General features: G+C 48.9%; 19 protein-coding genes and 1 pseudogene. 11 read left to right on the top strand and 9 right to left on the bottom strand.

Annotated elements, in window-relative coordinates; all coding sequences use genetic code 11:
- Window positions 1–4: 4 nt before the first annotated feature.
- Genes AC6I3O_RS07125 through AC6I3O_RS07110 form a run of 4 tightly spaced genes read right to left on the bottom strand, consistent with a single transcriptional unit; the run spans window position 5 to window position 5,257 of the window.
- The gene (locus AC6I3O_RS07125) at window positions 5–1,342 is read right to left on the bottom strand and encodes an efflux RND transporter periplasmic adaptor subunit (protein WP_497850260.1); all 1,338 of its coding nucleotides are present in this window, start codon (window positions 1,340–1,342) and stop codon (window positions 5–7) included.
- A 2-nt stretch (window positions 1,343–1,344) separates the two neighbouring features.
- Window positions 1,345–2,190: a carbohydrate ABC transporter permease gene (locus tag AC6I3O_RS07120; protein WP_497850259.1), complete on the bottom strand. Its 846-nt coding sequence runs from the start codon at window positions 2,188–2,190 to the stop codon at window positions 1,345–1,347.
- The gene (locus AC6I3O_RS07115) at window positions 2,191–3,036 is read right to left on the bottom strand and encodes a carbohydrate ABC transporter permease (RefSeq protein ID WP_497850258.1); all 846 of its coding nucleotides are present in this window, start codon (window positions 3,034–3,036) and stop codon (window positions 2,191–2,193) included. It abuts the gene before it with no gap.
- Window positions 3,037–3,046: 10 nt separating this feature from the next.
- Window positions 3,047–5,257 carry a hypothetical protein gene (locus tag AC6I3O_RS07110; protein ID WP_497850257.1) on the bottom strand — a complete coding sequence of 737 codons (2,211 nt, stop codon included), beginning with the start codon at window positions 5,255–5,257 and terminating at the stop codon, window positions 3,047–3,049.
- Between the two features lie 203 nt (window positions 5,258–5,460).
- Between AC6I3O_RS07110 and AC6I3O_RS07105 the strand changes: the two genes are divergently transcribed.
- Entirely contained in the window at window positions 5,461–6,153 is a 693-nt protein-coding gene (locus tag AC6I3O_RS07105; protein WP_497850256.1) for a response regulator transcription factor, read from the top strand.
- Entirely contained in the window at window positions 6,150–7,499 is a 1,350-nt protein-coding gene (locus tag AC6I3O_RS07100; RefSeq protein ID WP_497850255.1) for a sensor histidine kinase, read from the top strand. The genes AC6I3O_RS07105 and AC6I3O_RS07100 overlap by 4 nt, the downstream gene beginning before the upstream one ends.
- Window positions 7,500–7,546: 47 nt before the next feature.
- Here the strand turns inward: AC6I3O_RS07100 and AC6I3O_RS07095 are convergent, their stop codons facing one another.
- Window positions 7,547–7,732 (bottom strand): hypothetical protein, encoded by a 186-nt coding sequence (locus AC6I3O_RS07095; RefSeq protein WP_497850254.1) that lies wholly within the window; start codon window positions 7,730–7,732, stop codon window positions 7,547–7,549.
- 292 nt (window positions 7,733–8,024) lie between these two features.
- Here AC6I3O_RS07095 and AC6I3O_RS07090 point away from each other — a divergent pair, with 292 nt between their 5' ends.
- A complete protein-coding gene (locus tag AC6I3O_RS07090) occupies window positions 8,025–9,071 on the top strand; it encodes a helix-turn-helix domain-containing protein (protein WP_497850253.1) in 1,047 nt (348 codons plus the stop codon).
- A 13-nt stretch (window positions 9,072–9,084) separates the two neighbouring features.
- Here AC6I3O_RS07090 and proC read toward each other — a convergent pair whose 3' ends face one another.
- Entirely contained in the window at window positions 9,085–9,879 is a 795-nt protein-coding gene (proC, locus tag AC6I3O_RS07085) for a pyrroline-5-carboxylate reductase (protein WP_497850252.1), read from the bottom strand.
- A 200-nt stretch (window positions 9,880–10,079) separates the two neighbouring features.
- On the opposite strand from proC, the gene AC6I3O_RS07080 reads away from it, so the two are divergent.
- Both AC6I3O_RS07080 and AC6I3O_RS07075 read left to right on the top strand, forming a co-directional pair.
- The gene (locus AC6I3O_RS07080) at window positions 10,080–10,574 is read left to right on the top strand and encodes an RNA polymerase sigma factor (RefSeq protein WP_497850251.1); all 495 of its coding nucleotides are present in this window, start codon (window positions 10,080–10,082) and stop codon (window positions 10,572–10,574) included.
- Window positions 10,561–12,030, top strand: coding sequence for a hypothetical protein (locus AC6I3O_RS07075; protein WP_497850250.1), 1,470 nt, complete (start codon window positions 10,561–10,563; stop codon window positions 12,028–12,030). The genes AC6I3O_RS07080 and AC6I3O_RS07075 overlap by 14 nt, the downstream gene beginning before the upstream one ends.
- 53 nt (window positions 12,031–12,083) lie before the next feature.
- Here AC6I3O_RS07075 and AC6I3O_RS07070 read toward each other — a convergent pair whose 3' ends face one another.
- Window positions 12,084–13,073 (bottom strand): ornithine cyclodeaminase family protein, encoded by a 990-nt coding sequence (locus AC6I3O_RS07070; protein WP_497850249.1) that lies wholly within the window; start codon window positions 13,071–13,073, stop codon window positions 12,084–12,086.
- Between the two features lie 84 nt (window positions 13,074–13,157).
- Window positions 13,158–13,907 (bottom strand): annotated as a pseudogene (locus tag AC6I3O_RS07065) (NAD-dependent epimerase/dehydratase family protein); the annotation flags it as partial.
- 251 nt (window positions 13,908–14,158) lie between these two features.
- On the opposite strand from AC6I3O_RS07065, the gene AC6I3O_RS07060 reads away from it, so the two are divergent.
- Window positions 14,159–15,007 carry a pyridoxamine kinase gene (locus tag AC6I3O_RS07060; RefSeq protein WP_497850248.1) on the top strand — a complete coding sequence of 283 codons (849 nt, stop codon included), beginning with the start codon at window positions 14,159–14,161 and terminating at the stop codon, window positions 15,005–15,007.
- Window positions 15,008–15,086: 79 nt separating this feature from the next.
- On the opposite strand, the gene lacZ is transcribed toward AC6I3O_RS07060, so the two are convergent.
- Window positions 15,087–18,140 carry a beta-galactosidase, LacZ type gene (lacZ, locus tag AC6I3O_RS07055; RefSeq protein ID WP_497850247.1) on the bottom strand — a complete coding sequence of 1,018 codons (3,054 nt, stop codon included), beginning with the start codon at window positions 18,138–18,140 and terminating at the stop codon, window positions 15,087–15,089.
- A 132-nt stretch (window positions 18,141–18,272) separates the two neighbouring features.
- On the opposite strand from lacZ, the gene AC6I3O_RS07050 reads away from it, so the two are divergent.
- The 5 genes from AC6I3O_RS07050 to AC6I3O_RS07030 all read left to right on the top strand — a co-directional run bounded on the left by AC6I3O_RS07050 (window position 18,273) and on the right by AC6I3O_RS07030 (window position 23,056).
- A complete protein-coding gene (locus tag AC6I3O_RS07050) occupies window positions 18,273–19,079 on the top strand; it encodes an AraC family transcriptional regulator (protein WP_497850246.1) in 807 nt (268 codons plus the stop codon).
- A 53-nt stretch (window positions 19,080–19,132) separates the two neighbouring features.
- Complete coding sequence (locus AC6I3O_RS07045; RefSeq protein WP_497850245.1) at window positions 19,133–19,645, top strand: DUF6106 family protein; 513 nt, start codon at window positions 19,133–19,135, stop codon at window positions 19,643–19,645.
- A 248-nt stretch (window positions 19,646–19,893) separates the two neighbouring features.
- The gene (locus AC6I3O_RS07040) at window positions 19,894–21,228 is read left to right on the top strand and encodes an extracellular solute-binding protein (protein WP_497850244.1); all 1,335 of its coding nucleotides are present in this window, start codon (window positions 19,894–19,896) and stop codon (window positions 21,226–21,228) included.
- 111 nt (window positions 21,229–21,339) lie between these two features.
- On the top strand, window positions 21,340–22,233 hold the full coding sequence (locus AC6I3O_RS07035) for a carbohydrate ABC transporter permease (protein ID WP_497850243.1): 894 nt from the start codon (window positions 21,340–21,342) through the stop codon (window positions 22,231–22,233).
- A gap of 16 nt (window positions 22,234–22,249) precedes the next feature.
- Window positions 22,250–23,056 carry a carbohydrate ABC transporter permease gene (locus AC6I3O_RS07030; RefSeq protein ID WP_497853432.1) on the top strand — a complete coding sequence of 269 codons (807 nt, stop codon included), beginning with the start codon at window positions 22,250–22,252 and terminating at the stop codon, window positions 23,054–23,056.
- Window positions 23,057–23,138 lie beyond the last annotated feature (82 nt).

Below are 23,138 nucleotides of genomic sequence, written 5' to 3'. Positions count from 1 at the left end.
GGTTTTATTCGCTTAAACGTACCCTGTCACCCTCTTTCACATATTTACTGGATTCTGTGATGATTTTTGCATCCTTGGGCAGATTCGTTTCCACGGCCACCGAGTAGTCGTCCTTTTCAAGGACGGTGACATTGACCTTCACTGCCGTATAGGACTCGCCCAAAATGCCCGGTTTCATCTCTGCCGTCAGGACATAGCTGCTACCGCCCGATTCCCTTAAAGCAGTCAGGGGGAGAAGTGTCTCATAGCTGTTCTCTGATTTCCTGCTATACCGGTAAGCCACGCCTGTTCCCACGCGATAGGCGTTTCCTCCAAGCGGCGCATACCAGACGTATCTTCCTTCTTCGTCCTGCCCGATTCGTTCAATCTCAAGGGTCTGTGCCTTAGTCTCTCCTTGAACCGTAACCTGGATTTCGTCTCCTGCCGCCACCGTCCCGATCTTATTGTCCGGAATGAAGCCGCAGGCTTCTACATTTCCCACTACCAGCGTAATCTGTTCTGTCCCTGCGGTGATGCTGCCCTCTGCCGCCCCGGCAGATTCAAATAAGCCGTCCGCCTGCGCAGTGACTACCCCATTTGCTTCTTTGAGCCTTACGGTCTTATCCATTTCATTCTGTAATGCGGTGAGCTCTACCTGCATCTCATTTTGCGCCATCTGGGAAATCTCCCCAGCCGCGGCTTCATTTGCCTGAGTGTTTGCCTCGTCCTGCTGGGCGATCTGGTACGTCCCTTCTGCCGTTTGATACGCCCGCTGTGCCGCCGTAAAGGATGCGTATGCATTGTCTATCTCTGCCTCAAGACGCTGCAATTCTTCATTCAGCGCCACATCTTCCTCCTCAGAACCGGAAGGGATTCTGGCTGCCGTCTCGTCGTACTGATTCTGTGCCATTTGATAATTGTACCGGGCTTCATCCAAAGCTTTTGCCGCCTCGTCAACCGAGAGGGCCGCCTGTGCGGTCGCCGGAGTCCTCGCCTGTGGGATACCCGAAAGCCTTTGCTGTTCCATGCGGTATCTCAGTTTCTCGATTTCCTGTGCCTGTGCGTTAAGCTTTTCCTCCAAATACCCTAAGTCAAACTGGAGAAGCCCTTCTCCTGCATGCACCGCGCTCCCCGGTTCAGCCAGAATATCCACTAATTTCTGCCCTTCTGGAAGAGACTGGTATATCTTATCCTTTGCCTTTATGCTTCCCTCGCCGTCAAATTCCTCTACAAGGCTTCCGCGGTTTAACCCTTCCGTTTTGACCTTGGCCACGGTCAGGGACGCCGCGCCCCGGGCAATCAGTGTGCAGCACAGCATCACCATAAAAAATGACAGGATGATGTTCAAAATTTTTCTTTTCATAGTCACTCCTTTAGCCCCGACGCCTCAATCCCTTTTTGCAGGTAGTCTCTTCCCCATAGGAACCCCAGCACCGCCGGAAGCATCATCACCACCGACGCCACGAAAGATACGCCCATCTGGTCTGTGGTGATTTCCGGCAGGTACAGGGAGAGGGGCAGTTTTGATTTTGTTTTTAAAAATGTCATAGGCGCTTCCACTGCGTTCCAGTATTCGAGAAAATTTAAAATCAGCGCGGAGATGATTCCCGGGCTTCCAAGGGGTATCCCGATTCGCAGGAAGGTGGTAAACTCTCCTGCGCCGTCCACTTTCGCCGCCTCGAACACTTCCTTGGGGATGGCGCGGAAAAATTTTTCCATGATGAATACAGGAAATGTAGAAAAGATTCCCGGAAGGATGACTGCCAGATGGGTATCCAAAAGGGAGAGTTTGGACAATACCAAATAGCTTGAGACCATCGTCACCTGAAAGGGCATGACCATCAGTATCATGTACAGGAGGAACAGTGGTCTCCTGCCCCGAAATTCGTATCTGGCGAACGCCCATGCCGCCATCGTCCCAACGAACGTCTGGCCCAACATCACGGAAAAGACCTGTTTTACAGAGTTCCAGAACATCACGAAGAAATCCGGAGAATCCAAAAGCAGCTCCACATAGGGCGCAAGCGTGGGATAGACGGGAAGGAGCCTTGCCGACAGTTTCCCGGTATCCCCGCCTAATACGGCGCCGTATGCCTCTTTTAATTCCTGTCCGCCCATGATGGAATTACTCAGCATCATGAGAACGGGCAGAATCATAATCAGGCCTGCGATACTTAGTATTACGTACACTGGTATAAATTTTTTGTGCATCTATGTTTCCTGCCTTTCATTCCACCGCTCCAACAGGAAGAGAAGGATACTGACCGCTGCCGCCATCATCACTGCCGCCGCGCTCATTTTCTGAATATCCAGCTTCGTGAACCAGTTATTGAAGAGATGCTGTAACATGTAAATACTTTCGTGAGGGTAATCTCCTGCAATCAGGTACGCCTCCCGAAACACCCGGAAGGCATTGACGAAGGACAACACAAAAATCATGACGATCCCCGGTTTCAACTGAGGCAGTGTGATATAAAAGAAACACGCCCAAGCCCCTGCCCCGCTTACCCTTGCTGCCTCATACTGTTCTTCGCCCACTTCTGAGAGCGCCGCAATCCACAGCACCACATCGTACCCTAAGTTTTTCCACAGGTAGGAAAATACCAGTACCCAGAACGCCGTATCCGTATTCATCCAGTCCTGGCCCTCTCTCCCAAACAGCGCCAACATCTCATTCAGGAGTCCGTTCCCATGGAAAATGACTTTCCAGGACACCACCAAGGATGCCACCGGGACAGCCATGGGAAGCAGGAACACGGTCTGGAACACTGCCTTTGCCGCCGGAAGACGGTAGAGCATCCATGCAGCGCAAAAGGAGAGTACCAGAAGCAGCGGCAGGCAGATGCACAAGAACCGTAAGGTGTGGGCCGCCGCCTGTTGGAACGCGGTGTTCCCCAGCACTTCCTGATAATTGGAAATTCCCACGAAGGTATTGCCCACCGCCTTTAGGAAGGAACGGCGTATGACGTCTGCAAACGGTATCAGCACGAACACCGCCGCTCCCGTAAGACTTGGAAGCAAAAACAGATATGCTGTTTTCTGTTCCTGTTTCTTCATAAGATTGTACCTATTCTGCAAGATAAGTGTCTATCTTCTGGCAGATCGCTTTTGCTGTTTCTTCTGGGGTCTGCTTGCCGCTGTAACAGTTTTCCATCTCCATAAGAACCGTGTCCGAAACCATGCCGTCCACCATAAACGGGACATTCAGCCCTTCTATGATCTGTATCAGCTGATTCACCTCGTCTTTTGTGGGATATGTCGCCTCGACCCTTACCTCTTCTCCTGTTTCCGGATTGGTTGCGCTCGAACTGCCGCACAGTTTCAACGCATCTGGAGTCTCTACATAGTCCGCCTGATAGGAAAGGGCGCTCCTTAGTACCGGGAAACCGTCGGAATTGTCGCCATTCTGGACGGATTCGTCGAACAGGCACTCAATAAATTCTGCCGCAAGCTCTTGCTGCCCGGAGGATGCGTTGATCCCTGCGATTACCTGAGGGATATAGTATTGCTTCAGGCTTCCCGGAGTTTTTTCGTCCTCCCTTGCCAGGGCATAGGGAACCATGGATGAAATCAGGCCGCCTATTTCTTCAATCATCACCGGGTCGTTCTTTAGCCCCATGCCGGAGCTAAACCGGGTATGCATCCGACTCCAGATATTTGCCCCATATTCTTCTTCGATTCCCCTTGTGTTCTGCACCTCGCACAGCTTCATCCAGTCATTCAAAAACTGCGCAAGCTTCTCCTCATTAAGACCGCCCCCATCCTCCGTAAAATCTTCGTAAAATGTATGGAATAAGGTCATTCCCGCAAGTTCATGGGTGGTAGTCCCGAACAGCCGCTCTCCCGGGTTCTGTTCCAGATAAGTATGGAACGCATCCGGATTCTGGCATGCATTTACCTTCGCATCCTCCCCGAAAACCACAGGCAGGCTGACTCTTGCCGGGACTGCGTAGGTCTTTCCGTCAAGGCTTGCCGCATTTTCCACCAAGTTCATCAATACACCTTTCTGGGAGAGCCGTCCTGCCAGATCCGATAAATCTGCCAGAACCCCTTTTTCCATGTAGGACGCCGCCGGGAGTCCGTCCAGAATCAGGATGTCTGCGCCGCCGCCGTTCAAAAGCTCTGCGTTCAGGGTCCGGATTGTCTCTGAGACAGGCGTATCCTCATTTCCTGCTGCTGTGTGGTAATCTACCTTGACCTCGGGGTGCTGGTTCTGGAAGGTGTAGATTGCCTGAGAGACCGTCTGGTTTTCGTTCAGCCCGTAGATGCTTAGGCTCTTGTCCCGGACGGCTTTGACGTCCTCGTCATAACGGTAGCGCATAAGCCTTTCTCCGCCTTCGGCAATGTGGTACAGTCCGTAGAATTCCCCGCTATTTCCCCAAAGAAAATTGGTCAGGTACGCCGAATCCATGCTCAGCAGCACGCCGGTTCCGTCCATGACTGTTTCCACGATACTGCCCTGCTCGGTAAGCCTCTGGATTCCTTTCCGGTTCACCAGATACCAGACACCGGATTCTCCCGGTACAATCATGGATTCCTCAAGTTCCTGCTTTACTTCCACGCTCTCTGTTTTTTCAAAATTCTCCGGGTCGTAGAAATCAACGCTCTGCCGGTCTTTTCCGAATATGGCAATGCTCCCGTCGGATACTCCCATGACAGGCTGATGGTCGGACACGATAGGGAGGATTTCGGTTATCTCTGAAATCTTCTTGTCATTCTGATAGAATTCCACCATGCCGTCCATGTTCACAAGGACCATGGTGCCGTTTTTTAACACTGCCATATCTACAAGTAAATCCGTCCACCCCTCTGCGTTCACTTCTAAGCATGGCGCGGGGGTGCAGTCCAGGGCGGTTGTGTCTCCGGCGTCTTTTAAGATATGCTGGCCGTATGGCACGTCGTCTGATGCGGGGATTGCCATTCCATATATACCGCCGTCTTTTCCGTAATAAATGTGGTCAATCGGAAGTCCAAGCCTTTCGTGGGCGTCCGTCATCCACGGAAGGCTGCCGGAATCTGTCCACCCCTCGTTTTCGTAAATGTAACTGTGGTAGTCGTTTTCGTTCCTGGCATAGAGGGTTATGTGGCCGTCCTGATTCTGGATTCCCAAGGCTTCCCCCGCCCCTTCCGGCAAGGGGATTTCTTCTTCTACATAGCGTCCCTTTGCAGAAACTTCGCCGTCTTTTTTGCCGTCTGTGCCGTCCTTCCCGCAGCCGGCAGCAAGTCCTGCCGCGAGGGATGCCGCCATGAGAAGGCTGAATATTTTCTTCATTTTCATATGCGCTGCTCCTTACTCTGGTTTTTCTTTCACTGTAAAATGCCCTCGGCAATGCTGCCCTTTCGGCTTTTTAACAGCTCTTGGGATTATGATACCAATAAAATCTCGGAAAATCTTTGAGAGGCTTATAAAAATCTTAAAGATTTTTTTGAGATTTCTATGGTATAATGCCTAAGGATCTATTAATATAAGGGGTTTTTAGCATGCGTATTTTAATTATTGAAGACGACGAACAGCTTTGTGAGACATTGAAATTGCAGTTTGAACACCATGGAATCGAATCCGACTGTGTCCACAGCGGGATTGACGCACTCTATTACGTCTGCCAGTCGGTCTACGACTTAATCATTTTAGACCGGATGCTCCCTGGCATGGACGGGATTGCCTTGCTTAAAATCATACGTGAAAATAACGTCCGTACCCCGGTCATCCTTGCGACGGCCGTCGATTCTGTGGAAGAGCGGATTGCGGGGCTTGACAGCGGGGCGGACGATTATCTGGTGAAGCCCTATGATATTGGGGAACTGCTGGCTAGAATCCGCGCGCTGTGCCGCCGTCCCGATACTCTGGAGGTTTCGGGAACCCTTGGTTTTGAAGACTTGGAATTCTCTCCGGCAAACCTTGACCTTTCTATCAAAGGCGCGTCTTCCCCGGACAAAAAGATACGCCTGTCCCGCAGGGAAGCGGTTCTGATGGAGTATTTCCTTACGCGTCCCAACCAGACCCTTGCCCGCCAGCTTATTTACACACGGGTCTGGGGACCTGACGGAGAGGTGGAGGACGGGAATCTGGATACCTATATCTACTATCTGCGCAAACATCTGCGTACATTGAAGAGCCGGGTGCGGATTCAGACGATTCATGGAATCGGGTACAGACTGGAGGCAGGGGAATGATCCAGAAACTACGCCGGCATCTAACTCTTTTGTTCCTGATTCCTACCAGCCTCATTTTGTCGCTGATTCTGTTCGTCCTTTTTTTCTGGCAAGCCTCCCTGACACGGAGCGAACAGGCGGTTAATCTACAGAATCAAATCCTGAACCTGACTTACCAGTTAGAAGGGGCGTATTTTTTCTCGGATGACTGGCTGGCGAGCCTGGAGTATGACCACAGGCTGATTATCCATATTGAGGATAACAGAGTTCCTCTGCTCTTCAGTGGCTCCTGGACGCCTCGAACAGACCGGGACGTTCTGGTCGAGCTGGCAAGGGAGCAGGCGCTAAAAGAGCATATCGATACTTCTGCCCGCCCTTATTCTTCCACCATGCAGAAGTCTTCGATTTTCACGGTACATGGCAGGAACCATGATACCTATCAAGGGATTGTGGTCATACTTGCAACGGAAGATGGGTTTCGTTCCCTGACCCTGCTCTCGGACATTACGGAACTGAAACGGCAGGAACCGAAAAGGCTTCTGTTCTTTTTGGGGGTGGATATCCTGGGGATACTGGCGCTTTTTCTGGTCAGCCGTTTCGTCGCTTCTAAGGCTGTCGCGCCGGTCGCCGAATACCACCGGAAGCAGACGGATTTTATCGCCGCCGCTTCCCATGAACTGCGCTCTCCATTGGCTGTGATTCAGAACTGCGCCGCCGCAAGCCTGTCTATGCCGGAGCAGACGGAGAAAATGAACCGGCTTATTCTAAGCGAATGCAGCCGTTCCGGAAAATTAATCAAGAATCTTCTCTGGCTGACTTCTGCCGATACCGGGAAAAAGCCACGGAAGCTTGCGCCTGTGGAAATTGACCTTCTGCTTCTTAGGCTCTTTGAGACCTATGAGCCGCTCTGCTATTCCAAAAATATCCGGCTTAGGCTCTTGCTGGCCGATGAGATGATTCCCTGTGTATCCGGTAATTTCCAATGGATTCACCAGATGCTCTCTATCTTCCTTGATAATGCCATTGCCTATGGATGTGCGGGGCCGGGGAATTTCCATGAAGGGAAACCATCCATTGAGATTTGCGCCGGGGTGGAGGGGAAGAAGGTCGCGGTTTCGGTTGCAGACCATGGGCCGGGGATTCCAGAAGGACAGAAGGACAGGATTTTTGACCGGTTTTATCGCAGCGACGCTTCCAGGAAGGAGAAAGAACATTTCGGGCTGGGGCTTTCGATCGCGCAGTCCCTTGCGGCGCAGTTGGGAGTGGGGATTGAAGTCTTGGACACGGAAGGCGGGGGATGTACGTTTCGGGTGGAATTTGGGGTGAGCGGGAAGGAGTGTTATACTAATGAAGGAAAAAATATATAAATTATTTCTTATCTTTATGAAAAGGAGTCTGGGGAAACAAAGAAAGATTAAGCTTTCTGCCTGCTTTTATGCAAATCCTTCAACTCTTCTATCGCCTGTTCGTAGGACATCACATGTAAACCAAGGAACATCTGGCGCAGTGTATCCACGGATGCCTGCGCCAGCATTTCCGCCGGCGTTTCTTCCGGGTAAGTCAGGCTCCAGACCTTAAAAAGATAACCGGTCCAATACATGAAATCGTCACTTAGGATCTCTCCTTGCCCGACCGACTCTTCATCTCCAATACTTCCATAATGTATGTCTCTCCAATCCAGAGATCGGTAAACAGACTATGATAATGGCAAATACTATTAAAAGACCATGCAAAACCTTTCATGATGCTAAAACAAATTAACCTGCGGTTAATTCCGAAATGAAAAAATATACAATGTTTCAATGGTTTTTCCTGTCTGTTATTGTTATCCTAATATCAGATACTTGCCAGATGTTGAAATCATCTAAACACAGAACAGGAGGACACATGCTATGAAAATCAACGAAATTATCCGAAAAAAACGAATCGAAAAGGGGTTCACTCAGGAACAGATGGCCTCTTTTCTGGGCGTCTCTGCCCCCGCAGTCAACAAATGGGAAAAATCAATTTCATACCCTGATATTACCCTGCTTCCGGCTCTCGCCCGGCTGCTCGATACAGACCTCAACACCCTTCTGTCTTTTCAAGAAGATTTAACAAGGGATGAAATCGGACATTTCCTAAATAAACTGGTTTCCGCCGCCGAGACAGAAGGGGTGGACAGTGCTTTTCACATGGCGCTTGAAAAAATCCACGAATATCCTTCCTGCGACGCCTTGCTTCTCAATACGGCGCTGACCCTCGAAGGGCTTTTCATTACTCATATGGGCAAAACTAACGTCGCCCCCTATATGGATACGATTGAAGAGTTATATGTAAGAGCCTCCAAGAGCAGTGACCCGGAAGTTTGCAGCCATGCAAAATCCATGCTAATATCAAAACGAATCGGAAAGAATGAATTTGAAGCCGCCGAGAAATTACTGGCAGAACTACCGGATGCGGCATTCATTGACAAGAAACAGTTAGAGGCTTCCCTATACCTCCAACAGGAGGAGTGGGGAAAAGCGGCGCAGCTAATTGAACAGAAAGTCCTGTCGGGAATCACAACCGTCCAGTCCTCTCTGTACACATTGATTGAATTAGCGATACGAGAGGAACGGACAGAGGACGCCCAACAGATTACCCTTATTGCAAAGCAGATTACGGAACTGTTCTGCCTATGGGAATCTAACGTCCACATTGTGGATTTCCAGCTAGCCGTCTCCAGAGAAGATATTGACGGATGCATCAGCGCCTTGGACAAAATGCTTCCGGCTCTCAATCAAGAATGGAAACCGGAGCATTCTCCCCTGTACCGCCACCTTCCGCTGAAAGGAACAAACATAGGGCAGACCATGCGTCTTGGAATCCTGAATGAACTGGAAAATCCGGAAAATCACGCATATGATTTCCTGCGCGATATTCCGGAGGTACAAAAATTACTGAGAAAATACCGTTAAGAAGTCTTTCTCCCTACATCCCTTTCGACATCTCTTCGCAGACCTTCATCGCCTCAAAGACTGCGCTGCGGAAGCCGCGCTCTTCCAACACGCGGACTGCTTCAATCGTCGTTCCTGCCGGGGAACATACCATATCCTTTAACTCGCCTGGATGTTTCCCGGTCTCCAATACCATCTTCGCACTTCCGAGAACTGCCTGTGCGGCAAATTGGTAAGCCTGCGGCCTTGGCATCCCGCCGGAAACCGCCGCGTCCGCCATAGCTTCGATTAACATGAACACATACGCCGGAGAGCTTCCGCTCACGGAAACTACGGCGTCCATCAGACGCTCCGGAACAATCTCCACACGGCTGAAACTCTCCAGAAGCGTACGCACATATGTAGTCTCTTCCTCGGTCATATGCTCGTTGGGACAAGCCGCCGTCATACCTTCTCCCACCAACGCCGGCGTGTTCGGCATGGTACGGACGATTTTGACATCCTTACCGAACTGCTCCCTAAGCCATGCCAGAGTCTTTCCCGGCGCAATGGTGATTATGAGCTGATTATCACGGATGCTGCCGCGTATCTCATGGATGACGTCTGCATAGAACTGGGGCTTTACAGACAATACGATGACCTCCGCTTTCTCGACCACCTCTTTGTTGCTGTCGGTCACATGGATGCCGAACTGGCTCTTTGCCCTCTCTCTTCCCTGTGCGGATAAATCCGCCCCGATAATCTCTTCTGCCCCGATAATCTGTTTCTTGATAATTCCTCCCATGATAGCTGACGCCATATTTCCGGTTCCGATAAATCCAATTTTCATCTGATATACCTTCCTTATATTATTTTGTATACAAAATTTTAATTTGTATACAATTTTGTTATATTGACTATAACATGGGATTTCCTTTCCGTCAACCTGTTTCCGTAAACTAACTCGAATTTATGTCACCTTTTCTGCCCCTGTACGCATCTAATATGTATAATAGCTATTATATAAAACAGGATATGGAGAAGGTACATATGATTCATTTGGTAAAACAGGCACAGCAGGGAGACGCAGACGCATACAGCGAGCTAATCCACATCCATCAGGATTCCTTTTACCGGATTGCCAGAAGCAGATTGTATAATGACGAAGACGCGGCGGACGCCATTCAGGAAACCCTTCTGACAGGATGGGAAAAATGCCGGACCTTAAAAGAGCCGAAATATTTTAAGACTTGGATGATAAGAATCCTGATTAATAAATGCAATGATATCCTCCGCAAAAAACTACCGACGGATAATCTGGAAAATATCCCGGAGCCCTGTGCCGACGATATGGAGGAAAACATCATGTTCAAAGCAATGCTGAAAGAACTTAGCAAGCCAAACCAAATGGTTATGGCATTATACTACGGCGACAGCTATACCATCCGTGAGATTTCACAGATTTTGGAAATATCAGAGAATGCGGTAAAGCAGCGCCTTGTAAGAGGACGGAAGGAGGCATTAAAATCTTATGAAAATGACTGAGCAGGATCAGAATAAAAGGATTCGTGACATCTATCATAATACGAAGACTCCCGATGGGGTAAAAGACCGTATTGAAGAGACATTAAATACCATAAAGCAGCAGGACTTCGACGGACATACGATACATTTCAAGAAACGCTGCCGGAAATCCTGGTCATACCGAAGAGCCGCCGCCATTGCGGCAGCAGCGATCCTGTGCATCGGCACAACGGTATTTGCCGCAGAACGCATTTACCAGATGCAGTTAGAGAAGAAAAAAGAACATCTGGCAAGCCTTAATATTTCTTCCGAAAGCCCCCTGCCCGACGAGGTCGCCGAGGTGGAAATGAAGGTCAATTATATCCCGGAAGGCTTCGCATTAGACCCGGAAAATGTCAAGAATACTTATACCTCCCCTTCCCGGGACGACGTCTGGTATTCCATCGATGAACCTTTACTGCTGGATACGGCTGAACCGATGACGGAATCATTCGTAAAGGATGCCGAGACACTTACGGTAAACGGACAGGACGCCGTTTATATCTGCAATACTTATACGGAGGATACCACATGGAAAAGAGAAAAAATATTTATCCTGTATGAGGAACTGAACCGAATCGTTACCGTAGGAGCATGGGGACACGCCGATAAAAACGAGCTGATAAAAATAGCGGAAAATATTACCCTCACCCCTACCGGAAAAATGGTTTCTACCAAAGGGCTCTCCCGCTGGAGCGATGTGGCCGCTTCTAACGAGCTGTCGGAAGATAAGGGAGAGGACGTGCCTTACGAAGAAGATGATTATTATTTCAATGAAACAAATGGGGAGGGCATGGCAAACGTACACCAGATTGGAGATAAATTTGACATTCACACCAGCCAGGATGATGGCACGCCTATCTCTCTGGAAGTGTCTGTCACAGAGGTTCAAACAGCGGACGACCTCTCTCTGCTGAGCAACAAGGATGCGATTCCTGATGCCTGGCATGAGCTGGTTGGCCCCGATGGGAAACTTACCAGCGACACCTTGAATTATATAAAACTGGGCGACGGCGAAGAGACTCTTGACCAGCTTGTGCGCACGGAACAAATGCCTTTAAAGCTGGTATATGTGACTGTAGAATATACGAACAAAAGCAGCAAGACAATCCGCGACGCTTTGTATTTCGCCTCCCTTATCCCAATCATACAGGACGGGGATACCTTCCGGGTCCTCGACCGCACGGACGATACCTGTGATTATGTAGAAAATGAGCATCTATACATAGGGCATGAGATGGGTTACATGGATGTTTTCGGCGGAAAACTGGGCGTAAAAAATTATATTCCGGAGATTAAGCCGGGAGAAAGCGCGACAGTACATCTGGCGTGGCTTGTTAACGAAGACGAACTGGACAAATCCTATTTGGATTTTCAGGGGAATATGACTTTTACTGAGGATGGGCTGGAAACTGGATATGTAGACTTGAATCTGTAGTGTGTAACGGAGGGCTGAAAAGATATCTTTTTAGCCCTCCACTATCTCCTACACTAGGAATTCCACTTCGTCCCAATACCGGCTTTTACTGCCTTGTCATAGATTTCCCTTGCCGCGACCAAATCCTGCGTCGCAACACCGACCGACTTGAACACGATAATCTCCTCGTCGTTCTCACGGCCTGTCACCTCACCCTTAATCACATTCCCCAGATCGCCGGTAAAATTATCCTTCGTTATCGTTCCGTCTTCCAGCGGAATCAGGATGTCGCCCGCCTCTGACAGCACCGCTTCCTCCGAATCAAAATAAATCTTGGACGCCCGCGTCAGAATCACAGGAGGCATCTCCTGCATGTGATGCTGGTAGGAGCCAATGCAGCTAATGGTCGCACCCTTCTTTACCCTTGTCCCGTCAAATACCGGCTTTTCTGCCGGAGTTGCTGTGATTATGAGGTCGGCGTCTTCCACTGCCTCATCGGAAGACTTGACAGGGAGGATTCTGGCATCGTAGCGTTCCATTTCCTTCTGCATCTGCTTTACAAATGCTTCCGTCCGGTCATAATGCAGGCCGCATACCCGCACTTCCTCTAATTGCCGGGCTTCCAGCATCGCCTCAAGCTGTGCCGCGCCCTGTCCGCCTGTGCCGATTAATGCGCCAATCTTACATTCTTTCTTTGCCAGTATGTCGAACGCCGCACCGGACGCCGCACCGGTGCGAATCTGAGTTACAGAGATTCCGTCCATGAGGGACTTAACAACGCCCGTCTTCCCGTCAATCAGCATAACCTGCGCTGGCAGGGCGGGCAATCCTTGGTCAATGTTGTGGGGAAATACATTGACGATTTTGAGGGACGCCGTATCCATCTCCTCCACGTAGGCAGGCATGAAGAGGAAACAGCCGTCCTGCTTCGGTGCCTGGATGTTGGTGCGTAAGGGGGCGTTGCATTTCCCCTCCACCAATAGCTGAAACGCCCGCTTATTCGCCTCTATGGCGTCTCTCATTGTAAATACTTGTCTGATATCTTCTTTTGATAATAGTAACATGTTCTTCCTCCTTGTATTCCGTACCGTATAGGTTTACTATATCAAAAAATATAAGGACAGACAATGGATTTCTGCCGATGACTCCTAAAACCCTTTCAGAATCCTAAGCGTATGTGTAACCCCTTTTTCTACACTATATCTGCCTTTCCAGCCAAGCCCCTCTAATTTTTTCGTATCTAGAACCTGTCTCATAACCGGACTGCGATTCGCTAAATCTGCTGCACTGGGGTTTTCATATACAACTTTACTGCCCGAAACCTTTGCAACAATCTCTGCAAATTCTGCAATCGTGCATTTTGACTCTGAATTTGCACAGTTATATGCCTCTCCGCCATCCCCTGCCAACAAAATTGTCAATATTGCCGATACACAATCGGCGGTATATGCATAAGACCGCATCTGGCTCCCTTTACTCTTCAGGATAATATCCTTGCCAAGCGCGCCATTTCTTAAAAACTGCGCGTTCGCCCGATTGTCTCCTTCCAGCATCCCAGGTCCATAAGTATGACAAGGACGGGCGATTACGGTTTCCAACCCCTTCTGTTTTCTGTAGGAAACACATAAGGTTTCTGCCAGTCGTTTACTTCCTGGATAGCAAGAGCGGGGCGACAGAATGTCAATCTGTCCGCTGGCTGGCTCTTGAAAAGGCGAAAGGCTTGCATCACATTCCCCATATACCTCACCGGTAGAAACATACAGGAATCGTCTGCAGCCATGCCCCTTTGCATACTCCAACAGACGGTATGTCCCATGTACATTACCCTCAATCGTACCTACCGGATCTGAATTAAATGCATCCGGATATGCATTTCCCGCCCCATGGATAATATAGTCGAAGGATTCTGTAAATCACAGGGTAATAAATACCAGATAATCATCCTCTCCCTGGTCGCAGAATAATCTACTCTGCGATTTTTGTTAAAAAGAAAAGCCGCAGTTAGTCACAAACTGGTCCGGTTTCTTTTTATTAATCTGGACTTTTTAATATATCCACTTTGATGATAGTATATTTGTGAGGCGGACGTTTGATATTTGCAACAACAGAGCCGCCGACAACACACTATAACATAAGGAAAATAAATTCTATGACTAAGAAAATAGCAGTAATCAACGACCTCTCCGGCTTCGGCCGGTGTTCCCTCACTGCCGCAATCTCCGTCATATCGGCAATGGGCGTACAGGCATGCCCCCTCCCCACTGCAATCTTGACGGCCCAAACCGGATACCCCAGCTATTATTGCGACGACTATACGGACAAAATGGACTATTTCCGCAGCGAATGGGAAAAGATGGGGCAGCGGTTCGACGGCATCTATACCGGATTCGTTGCCGGGGAAATGCAGATCCGCCAGATCTTCCGTTTCCTGGGCACCTTCCGGACCCCCGATACATTCCTTCTGGTAGACCCCGTCATGGGAGATGACGGGACGCCTTACCCATTCTATACCCAGGCGCTGCTTGAACAGATGCACAGGTTAGCTTTAGAGGCTGACATCATTACGCCAAATTTGACAGAATTATGCCTCCTGACAGGCACAGACTACCAATCCCTAATGGCAAAGACTTCTTCGGTAGAATTAATAGATGCAATTCAGGAAATCGGACAGACCTTCTGCAGGAAAGGTCCAGAACATGTCATCGTAACCGGAATCCGTTTTGAGGATATAGACGGCACGAAAAAGATGGGAAATCTACTGGTCAGCACGGCTGCCTCCTCCCTGTTTTCTTTCCCTTATATCGGCGGCAGCTATTCTGGAACGGGAGACTTGTTCGCCTCCTGCATCGCCGCCGGCTCTGCCCGCGGAGATTCCCTTCCTTCTATTATAGAGAAAGCTGGGGAATTTTTGGAACTTGCATTGCTTGATTCCGTCAAAGAAAATGTACCGCGCAACGACGGCGTCAACTATGAACAATATTTGTCTTTACTCATCTAAGTAAATTATAAACAGGGGCAGTCGGGATATGCTATTCTCATAATTCCCGACTGCCCCTATATATTTTCTAAAACATACCTTAAATACCGCAGAACCAGAAACTAAACTCCAGCTTCTTACTCACATCAATCAGATACTCCGGATGAGTCAATGACCCCCAGCTATCGTCCCCGGCGATTCCCATCTGTGCTTTCGAGGCACGGACCACCGTATAGTGTACCTCCGGCAATTCAAACGGATGCATCGCATTCTCCAGCTCATGAGGAGTATACGGCAGCGCCGAGAAGCACATGGGGCCGTTCTCGGATGTCATTGCAAACCGCATTCCTCTTCCTTTACGGTCGGTGACTTCCGCATAACGCACCTCTTCCTTATTACCGCACTCCTGAGGAACAATATACTCTGCCATATTGTCCTTCACAAGATTCTCGTAAATGCCAAGCTTTGCCCCCTTCTTGCGGTCCGCATAAGTTTCTGCAGGACCAAGGCCATACCATTTCACATGGTCATAATCCGCATCCAGCTTGAACATCATACCGAATTCCGGCATATCGCCCAACTCTTTTACCGGATCATAGGAAAGGGTCGTCTTCACGCACCCATCCCCGAACACTTCGTAAGACACCTGGCAAGTTGCCGCCGGTATGGTACACAGATGATAGGTAAAGGAAACGGTTGCGCTGTGTTCTCCTTCCTGTGCCTCTAACATACTCATCTTAAACAGCTCATCCCCCATTGCCTTATCGGTAACATACATGCTTGCAATCTTCCACTGGGCATAGCGCGCCGGCATCTGGTTCCCGCAGTCATTATCCACAGGCGCACGCCAGAAGTTCGGCTTAGGAATGGATTTGAGCATCTCTTTTCCTGCATATTTGTAAGAGACCAGCCCTCCGGACAGCACCGAGAACATTACCTCAAAATGCTCTCCGCGCACGCCGATATTGTGTGTGCTTCTGATCACTTTCACACCCTTATCGCATACTTTTTCCGCCTTCTCTACCTGATATACATACTGACCGAACGCCACCTCATGTCCGCGCTTCGCCCAAATGGCGTCCTGTCTCAGATGGAAAGATACGGTAACTGCATACTCACCTGCCAGTGTCTCCTCCGGAACCGGCAGTGCATAAATTTCCTCGCAAAGCGGCTCCACGTGGGTCTCTAAAACAGCCCTTCTTACCACATGCCCGTCCCGCGCCACAGTGACACGGCACTCAAAAGTATCCGTATTGACGAACAAGTTCTTATTGATTACCCTGACCTCGGTCTTTCCAACCTCTGCCGTGATGTTCTGGTAATTGAATTTTACCTCCTGCATCTTAGGGGAAGCCTCTCTGTTTCCGTAAACGATTCCATTGGCGCTGAAATTATAATCCGTCGGACGCTCTCCGAAATCTCCGCCGTATGCCTGGAATTCTTTCCCATAGCGGTCTTTCTTGCAAATGGTCTGGTCGATATAATCCCAGATAAATCCACCCTGATACAACGGCTCCGTGTCGGTCAAATCCGTATATTTGTGCATAGCTCCGCAGGAATTCCCCATTGCGTGGGTATATTCGCAGCAAATGAACGGCTTGCTCCTGTCCTTTGCCAGGAACTCCTTGATTCCTTCCACGGAGGTATACATCTGGCTCTCCATATCGCTGGTGTCATTATAACGGCGGTCGTGGTGTACTCCCTCATAATGAACCAGACGGTTCGGGTCTAACTTCCGGAAAAGCTCTGACATCTCATAGATATCCTTTCCGCCGTAGGATTCATTCCCACAGGACCAGATCAGGATTGCCGGGTGGTTCTTGTCCCTCTGGTAAACGGAATTCACACGATCCAGCATCATGCCCAGCCACTCCGGCCTGTCGTTCGGCACTACCCCTGAGTCGTCCCCTGTCAGCATCGCTGTATCCCAAGTACCGTGGGATTCCAGGTTGTTCTCATCGATCAGGTAGATTCCATACTCATCGCAGAGCCGGTAAATCAGAGAGCCGTCCGGATAGTGGCAGGTACGGATAGCGTTGATATTATTGCGCTTCATCGTCTCAAGATCCTTGCGAAGCTCCGCCTCACTCACGCTTCGTCCGCTCACACAGCTAAATTCATGGCGGTTCACACCCTTGAACACGATTCTTCTTCCATTCAGGGTCATGATATTGTCCTTCATCTCAAACCTTCGGAAACCAACCTTCTCCGGTATTACTTCCTGAAGCGTTCCCGCGGCATCGTAAATCTCGATTGTCAGGTCATAGAGATTCGGCTCTTCTGCACTCCAAAGCGCCGGCCCGTCCACCGTCCATGAGCGGGAAACCACTGCCTCAAGCTCCAGTTCTTCTTCAATGACCGTATCACCGTCCTTTGCAAGACGAATCACTGCCTTCCCCGCCGCCGTTTCTGCCGAAATCATGTCCAGACGGATATCGAACGCTGCTTTCTTCAGTGTCTCGTCCGGTATCGCGCAGATTTTTAAGTCACGCACATGCACATCCGGTATCGTATATAGATAAACGTCCCTGTAAATACCGGAGAAACGGTAGAAATCCTGATCTTCGCACCAGCTTGACGCCGTCCATTTGAACACCTGCGCTGCCAGCTTATTCTCTCCTTCCACCAGATACTCCGTCAGTTCAAATTCTGACGGGGTAAAGGAGTCTTCGCTGTATCCCACGAGCGTCCCGTTCAGCCACAACGCCAGCCCGCTCTCCGCGCCCGCAAAGGAGATGAAGAGACGCCTTCCCTTCATACGCTCCGGTACTGTAAAATACTTTACATAACTTGCCACAGGGTTGAAATACTCTGGAATCTCTCCCGGCTCTATCTCGTCATGCCCTTCCCAAGGGTACTGCACATTCGCATACTGCGGAACGTCGTAACCCTCCATCTGGATATGTGCCGGCACATGGATATCGTCCCAGTCTTTGCAGCAGTAATCCGTCTTCTCAAATCCGCAGACTGCCGCCTTGTAATTCCTTGCATAGTGGAACTTCCACAGCCCGTTCAGGCTCTCCTTGAAATCCTCATGACCTGTCTCCATATCCAAAACCGAAGCATAATACCTGTGGTCGGAATGGGCGTCAAGCCTTCCGTCACGGAAATACTGCGGGTCTTTTAATTTGCCATAATCAAATACTCGGTCCATTGTTACTCCTCCTTAACTTAGCTTACATACCTGAGTTTTCTCTGTTATCAATCCTTATTATATTACGGATAGACAAAAGAAAGTGTAATATGTTAAACTATATAATATAACATTTTGAAACAGGTGATGACGATGCCAATACATTACAGGAATTCCCCTGTCAACGAACCTTTCTTATTTGACTCCATCGGCCACAGTTGGAGCCAGGACCGGGTCTTGCGCCCTAAGGGGTTCCCCCTCTACCATTATCTACAGACGGAACGGGGACGCGGGACCGTCCGGGTTCAGGGGGCAGAATATGTTCTGAACGAGGGAGAAGGAATCTTGATTTCTCCTTACCTCCATCATTCCTACGCCCGGGACACCGAAGAATGGCTGACAGCCTTTGCCACATTTACCGGAACCATCGACAGCAGCATCGACAAGATGGTGGGAAACAAACCGGTCGTATTGATAGATAAGGAAAAGGGCGCCATGATTGGCGCGCTCATCAACGAAATCATGGAGGACTGGGACATCCTGTCTGCCGATACCCGTGCGCTTTCGCTTAGGTGTTATAGCTTGCTGCTGCATTTTACCAGCAGCCGACATACCCGCGCTTTGACTGACGAGCCCTTGTATCTGCGTTATGTGGCGCCGGTAATAAAAGAGATTGAAACCCGCTATGACACTGAACTCACCGTACAGGAACTAAGCGCGGGCGTCTATGTTACGCCACAATACCTGTCCCGCCTGTTCCGGCGTTTTCTCGGATGCTCTACCTACGAATACCTAACCACCTTCCGAATCAACAAGGCAAGGGAACTGCTGGTATCCGCCCCCCGCATGGAAGTACAGCAGATTGCCGGAGAGACGGGATTCTCTGACGCGAGCCATTTTATCGCCATGTTCAAGAAGATAACCGGCGTCACGCCACTTGAATTCCGCAGGCTGAACTGATATGATTGCTTATGAAATGATATCACCGCTTATGAATCAGGAGGAAAAATAATATGTACAATTATAAGATCGTAGAACAGGTAATTCGGAAACCCAAACCTATGACAGGATTTCTCCGGACGACAATGATTGTTTTTGCAGTGATTCTGCTTCTTCTGGGCGTCACACTGTCTCAGGGATTCATGCTGCCAGGGTTTTTGCTGGTCGTCCTTTACTATTTTTACAATACCTACAGCCGGAAGGAATATGAGTATATCTTAGAGGAGAACCATCTTACCATCGACGTCATTTTCGGGAAAAAGCATCGCCGCTCCGCCCATTACCTTGATATGGAAGCGCTGGAAGTCCTTGCCCCGAGCTGGCACGACGCCGTAGCAAAATACCGGAAAGAAGGCGGAAGTATCCGGCTGGCCAAGTATGACTACACTTCTTATGAGGAAGACACGCCCTATTATACGATGATCATCACAGAAAACCGGGAGAAAATTAAACTCTTGCTGGATTTAAGCGATAATATGCTGCAGATCATCAAACGGAGATATCCTGACCGGGTATTTCTGTCATAAAATTCCTACATCCTGACGGCAGATTTGCTGACCACATTTTATATCTAGTGTAAGTATAGCATCTGCCTTCGGGTCATCTTATTCTCAAAATATTTACCAAAAAACCTGTCTCTTCTTGTCGAATCCCATACAATAACACTATATATGATTGATTATGCACACTATACAGTCGATTCTAACAACTTTTGGGACGTTTATATTGATATAATATGTCCATGAAGTAATTAATCAGAAGGAGGATAAAGATTATGAAGAAAAGATTACTTTCAGTATTACTTGTGGGAGCAATGGCATTCTCACTCGCAGCATGCGGCGGCGGTGGTTCCGACGACAGCGGTTCTGGCAGCGGCGGAGATTCCGGTTCTGACGAAGGCGGCTCCGGCGGCGGGGACAAGCTGGTTGTATGGACATGGGACCCGGCGTTCAATATTCCTGCAATCGAGGAAGCCGGCAAGATTTACAAGGATACCGTGAATGACAAGTTCGAGCTTGAAGTAGTTGAGACCCTGTCCGACGACTGTGAGACAAAGTTACAGACATGTGCAGAATCCGGTGATTTCGGAACGATGCCTGACATCGTGCTGATGCAGGACAACTCTTATCAGAAATTCGTTTCCTTCTATCCGGAAGCATTTACGGACCTGACAGACAGTGGAATTGACTTCTCACAGTTTGCAGAAGGTAAGTTAAGCTACTCTACCGTAGACGGCAAGAACTACGGCGTACCATTCGATAACGGCGCAGTTGTTTCCTGTTATCGTACAGACATTCTGGAGGAAGCAGGATATACTATCGATGATATCACAGACATCGACTGGGACAAGTTCATCGAGATTGGTAAGGTAGTGAAGGAAAAGACCGGCAAGTACATGCTTTCAGGACAGGCTAACAGCCAGGATATCATCATGATGATGCTTCAGTCCGCAGGCGCTTCTCTGTTCAACGAAGACGGAACTCCGAACCTTGTTGGCAACGATCCGCTGAACGAGTGTATTGATATCTATCAGAAGATGGTAAAAGAAGGGATTTTTTACGAAGTAAACGAGTGGGATGAATATGTATCCTCTATCACCAACGAGCAGTGTGCAGGAACGATCAATGGTAACTGGATCATGGCTACGATTATGGGTATGGAAGACACAGCCGGCAAGTGGGAAATCACCAATATGCCTAAGCTGGTGAAGAGCGCTAACGCTACGAACTACTCCAACAACGGTGGTTCTTCCTGGTATGTAACTTCCAACTGCCAGAACACAGAACTTGCTTTCGATTTCCTTGCCAAGACATTTGCAGGAAGCGAAGACCTGTATGCGAACATACTACCTACTACCGGCGCTATCGGTACATGGGGACCTGCCGGTGAGTCCGAAGCTTATCAGGCTCCACAGGAATTCTGGAATGACCAGCCGATCTACTCAACAATCGTAGAGTACGCTGAGAAGACGCCTACCAACAACACAAGCGCTTATTACTATGATGTTCGTGAGGTTATCTCTACGGCAATCCAGGATATCATGACCGGCAGCGATAAGGATAAGACCTTAGAGCAGGCTCAGGCAGATGCGGAATTCTATTACGAATAAAACATACCCGGTCTGATTCACGTGATAATATTTTCGGGGGGACCGTCTTTCAGGTTCCCCCGAACTATTATACAACTACATATAGCTTAAAGGAACGAAGGGGGTTTTTTTATGGAACCTAAAAAGAAAGGTATGAGCCTGATTGCTAAGCAGAAAGCCGCCGGCTGGGCATTCCTCACTCCGGCAACTATTATGATCGCAGTCATGAGCTTCTACCCGATGATCAGGGCTTTTCTTCTGTCACTGCAGACAGGGAAAGGATCAAACTACAGATTTACCGGTTTTTCCAACTATGCCCGAATGTTTGAAGACAGAGTATTTCTTAGGTCAGTAGGAAATACGTTCTTCTATCTGGCAATTCAAGTGCCAATCATGCTGGTGCTTGCAATCCTGTTAGCCCAACTCCTGAATAATAAGGATCTGAGGTTCAAAGGATTTTTCCGTACCTGTGTATTCCTGCCATGTGCAACGTCACTGGTTTCCTATGCGATTATTTTCCGTTTCCTGTTCGCACAGGATGGTCTGATTAATAATGCATTGGTCAAGATGGGATTTCTGGATCATGGGTATAATTTCCTGGGAACCGCATGGTCGGCTAAGATGGTAATTATTATCGCCCTGATCTGGAGATGGACCGGATATAACATGGTATTCTACCTTGCCGGGCTTCAGAATATTGAGTATTCTGTATATGAGGCGGCTAAGATCGACGGCGCCAACGGTTGGAAGACCTTCTGGGGGATTACCGTTCCGCTTCTGAAGCCAACGATCATCATGACATTTATCATGTCCATCAACGGTACTTTGCAGTTGTTCGACGAGTCTGTCAACCTGACCAACGGCGGACCGGCAAATGCGACAATTACAATGTCCCACTATATTTATAATACCTGTTTCCTGCGCGCCCCGAACTTTGGTTATGGAAGCGCCATGGCATTCTTCGTATTCATTATTGTTGCTATCTTAGCATTTATTAATCTGAAAGTAGGTGATACACGTGACTGAGAAAAAGAACAGATCTATGATTCAGCGCAGGCTGATTCCTACCTACATATTTTTGACGATTTTTTCCATCATCTCAGTTTTTCCGTTCCTGTGGATGATATCCGCTGCCACGAATAACTACATCGACATCTCTAAAGGACGTCTGATGCCTGGTTCATTTGCGGCGGAGAACTTCCGGAACCTGGTTGCACAGCAGCCGTTGGCACGTGCGATGACCAACTCTTTCGTTTACGCCATCTCAGTGACTTTGATCTGTCTGTTCATCTGTTCACTGGCTGGTTATGGATTCGAGGTCTACCATGACAAATGGAAGGATAAATTGTTCTCTATCTTACTGCTTGCGATGATGATTCCACAGGTCGCGACGATGATTCCGTTGTTCCAGATGTTTTCCAAGGCAAAACTTCTGAATACGACGATTGGATTCTTCCTTCCGATGATTTCGACGCCTTTCATGATCATGATGTTCCGGCAGAATGCCCGTGCATTCCCGGTTGACATCATCGAAGCAGCAAGGCTAGACGGGCTGACCGAGATCGGGATTTTCTTCCGCATGTTCTTCCCGACCATGAGGTCTACGTATGCGGCGGCGGCAGTTATCACGTTCATGAATGCATGGAATGCATACCTGTGGCCGAAGGTAATCATGACAGACGGCAAGTCATTGAATATGGTTATGTTGATTGCCAATACTATTGGCGGTTACAAGATTGACTACGGTATGATTATGATGGGCGTTTTGTTCTGCTCCATTCCTACGATGGTTGTATTCTTCGTATTGCAGAAACAGTTCGCAGAAGGTATTACCGGAGCTGTCAAATAATTTGCTTACAAATGTCCGGCATGTTTTCCCGCACAGGCGGGCATACATGCCGGATATTTTATAAATAATAGATAGGAGTATT

The organism is Sporofaciens sp. St.21A7 (genome assembly GCF_059728535.1).
Note: the sequence above shows the minus strand (reverse complement) of the source record. Positions and strands in the feature narration are given on the sequence as shown.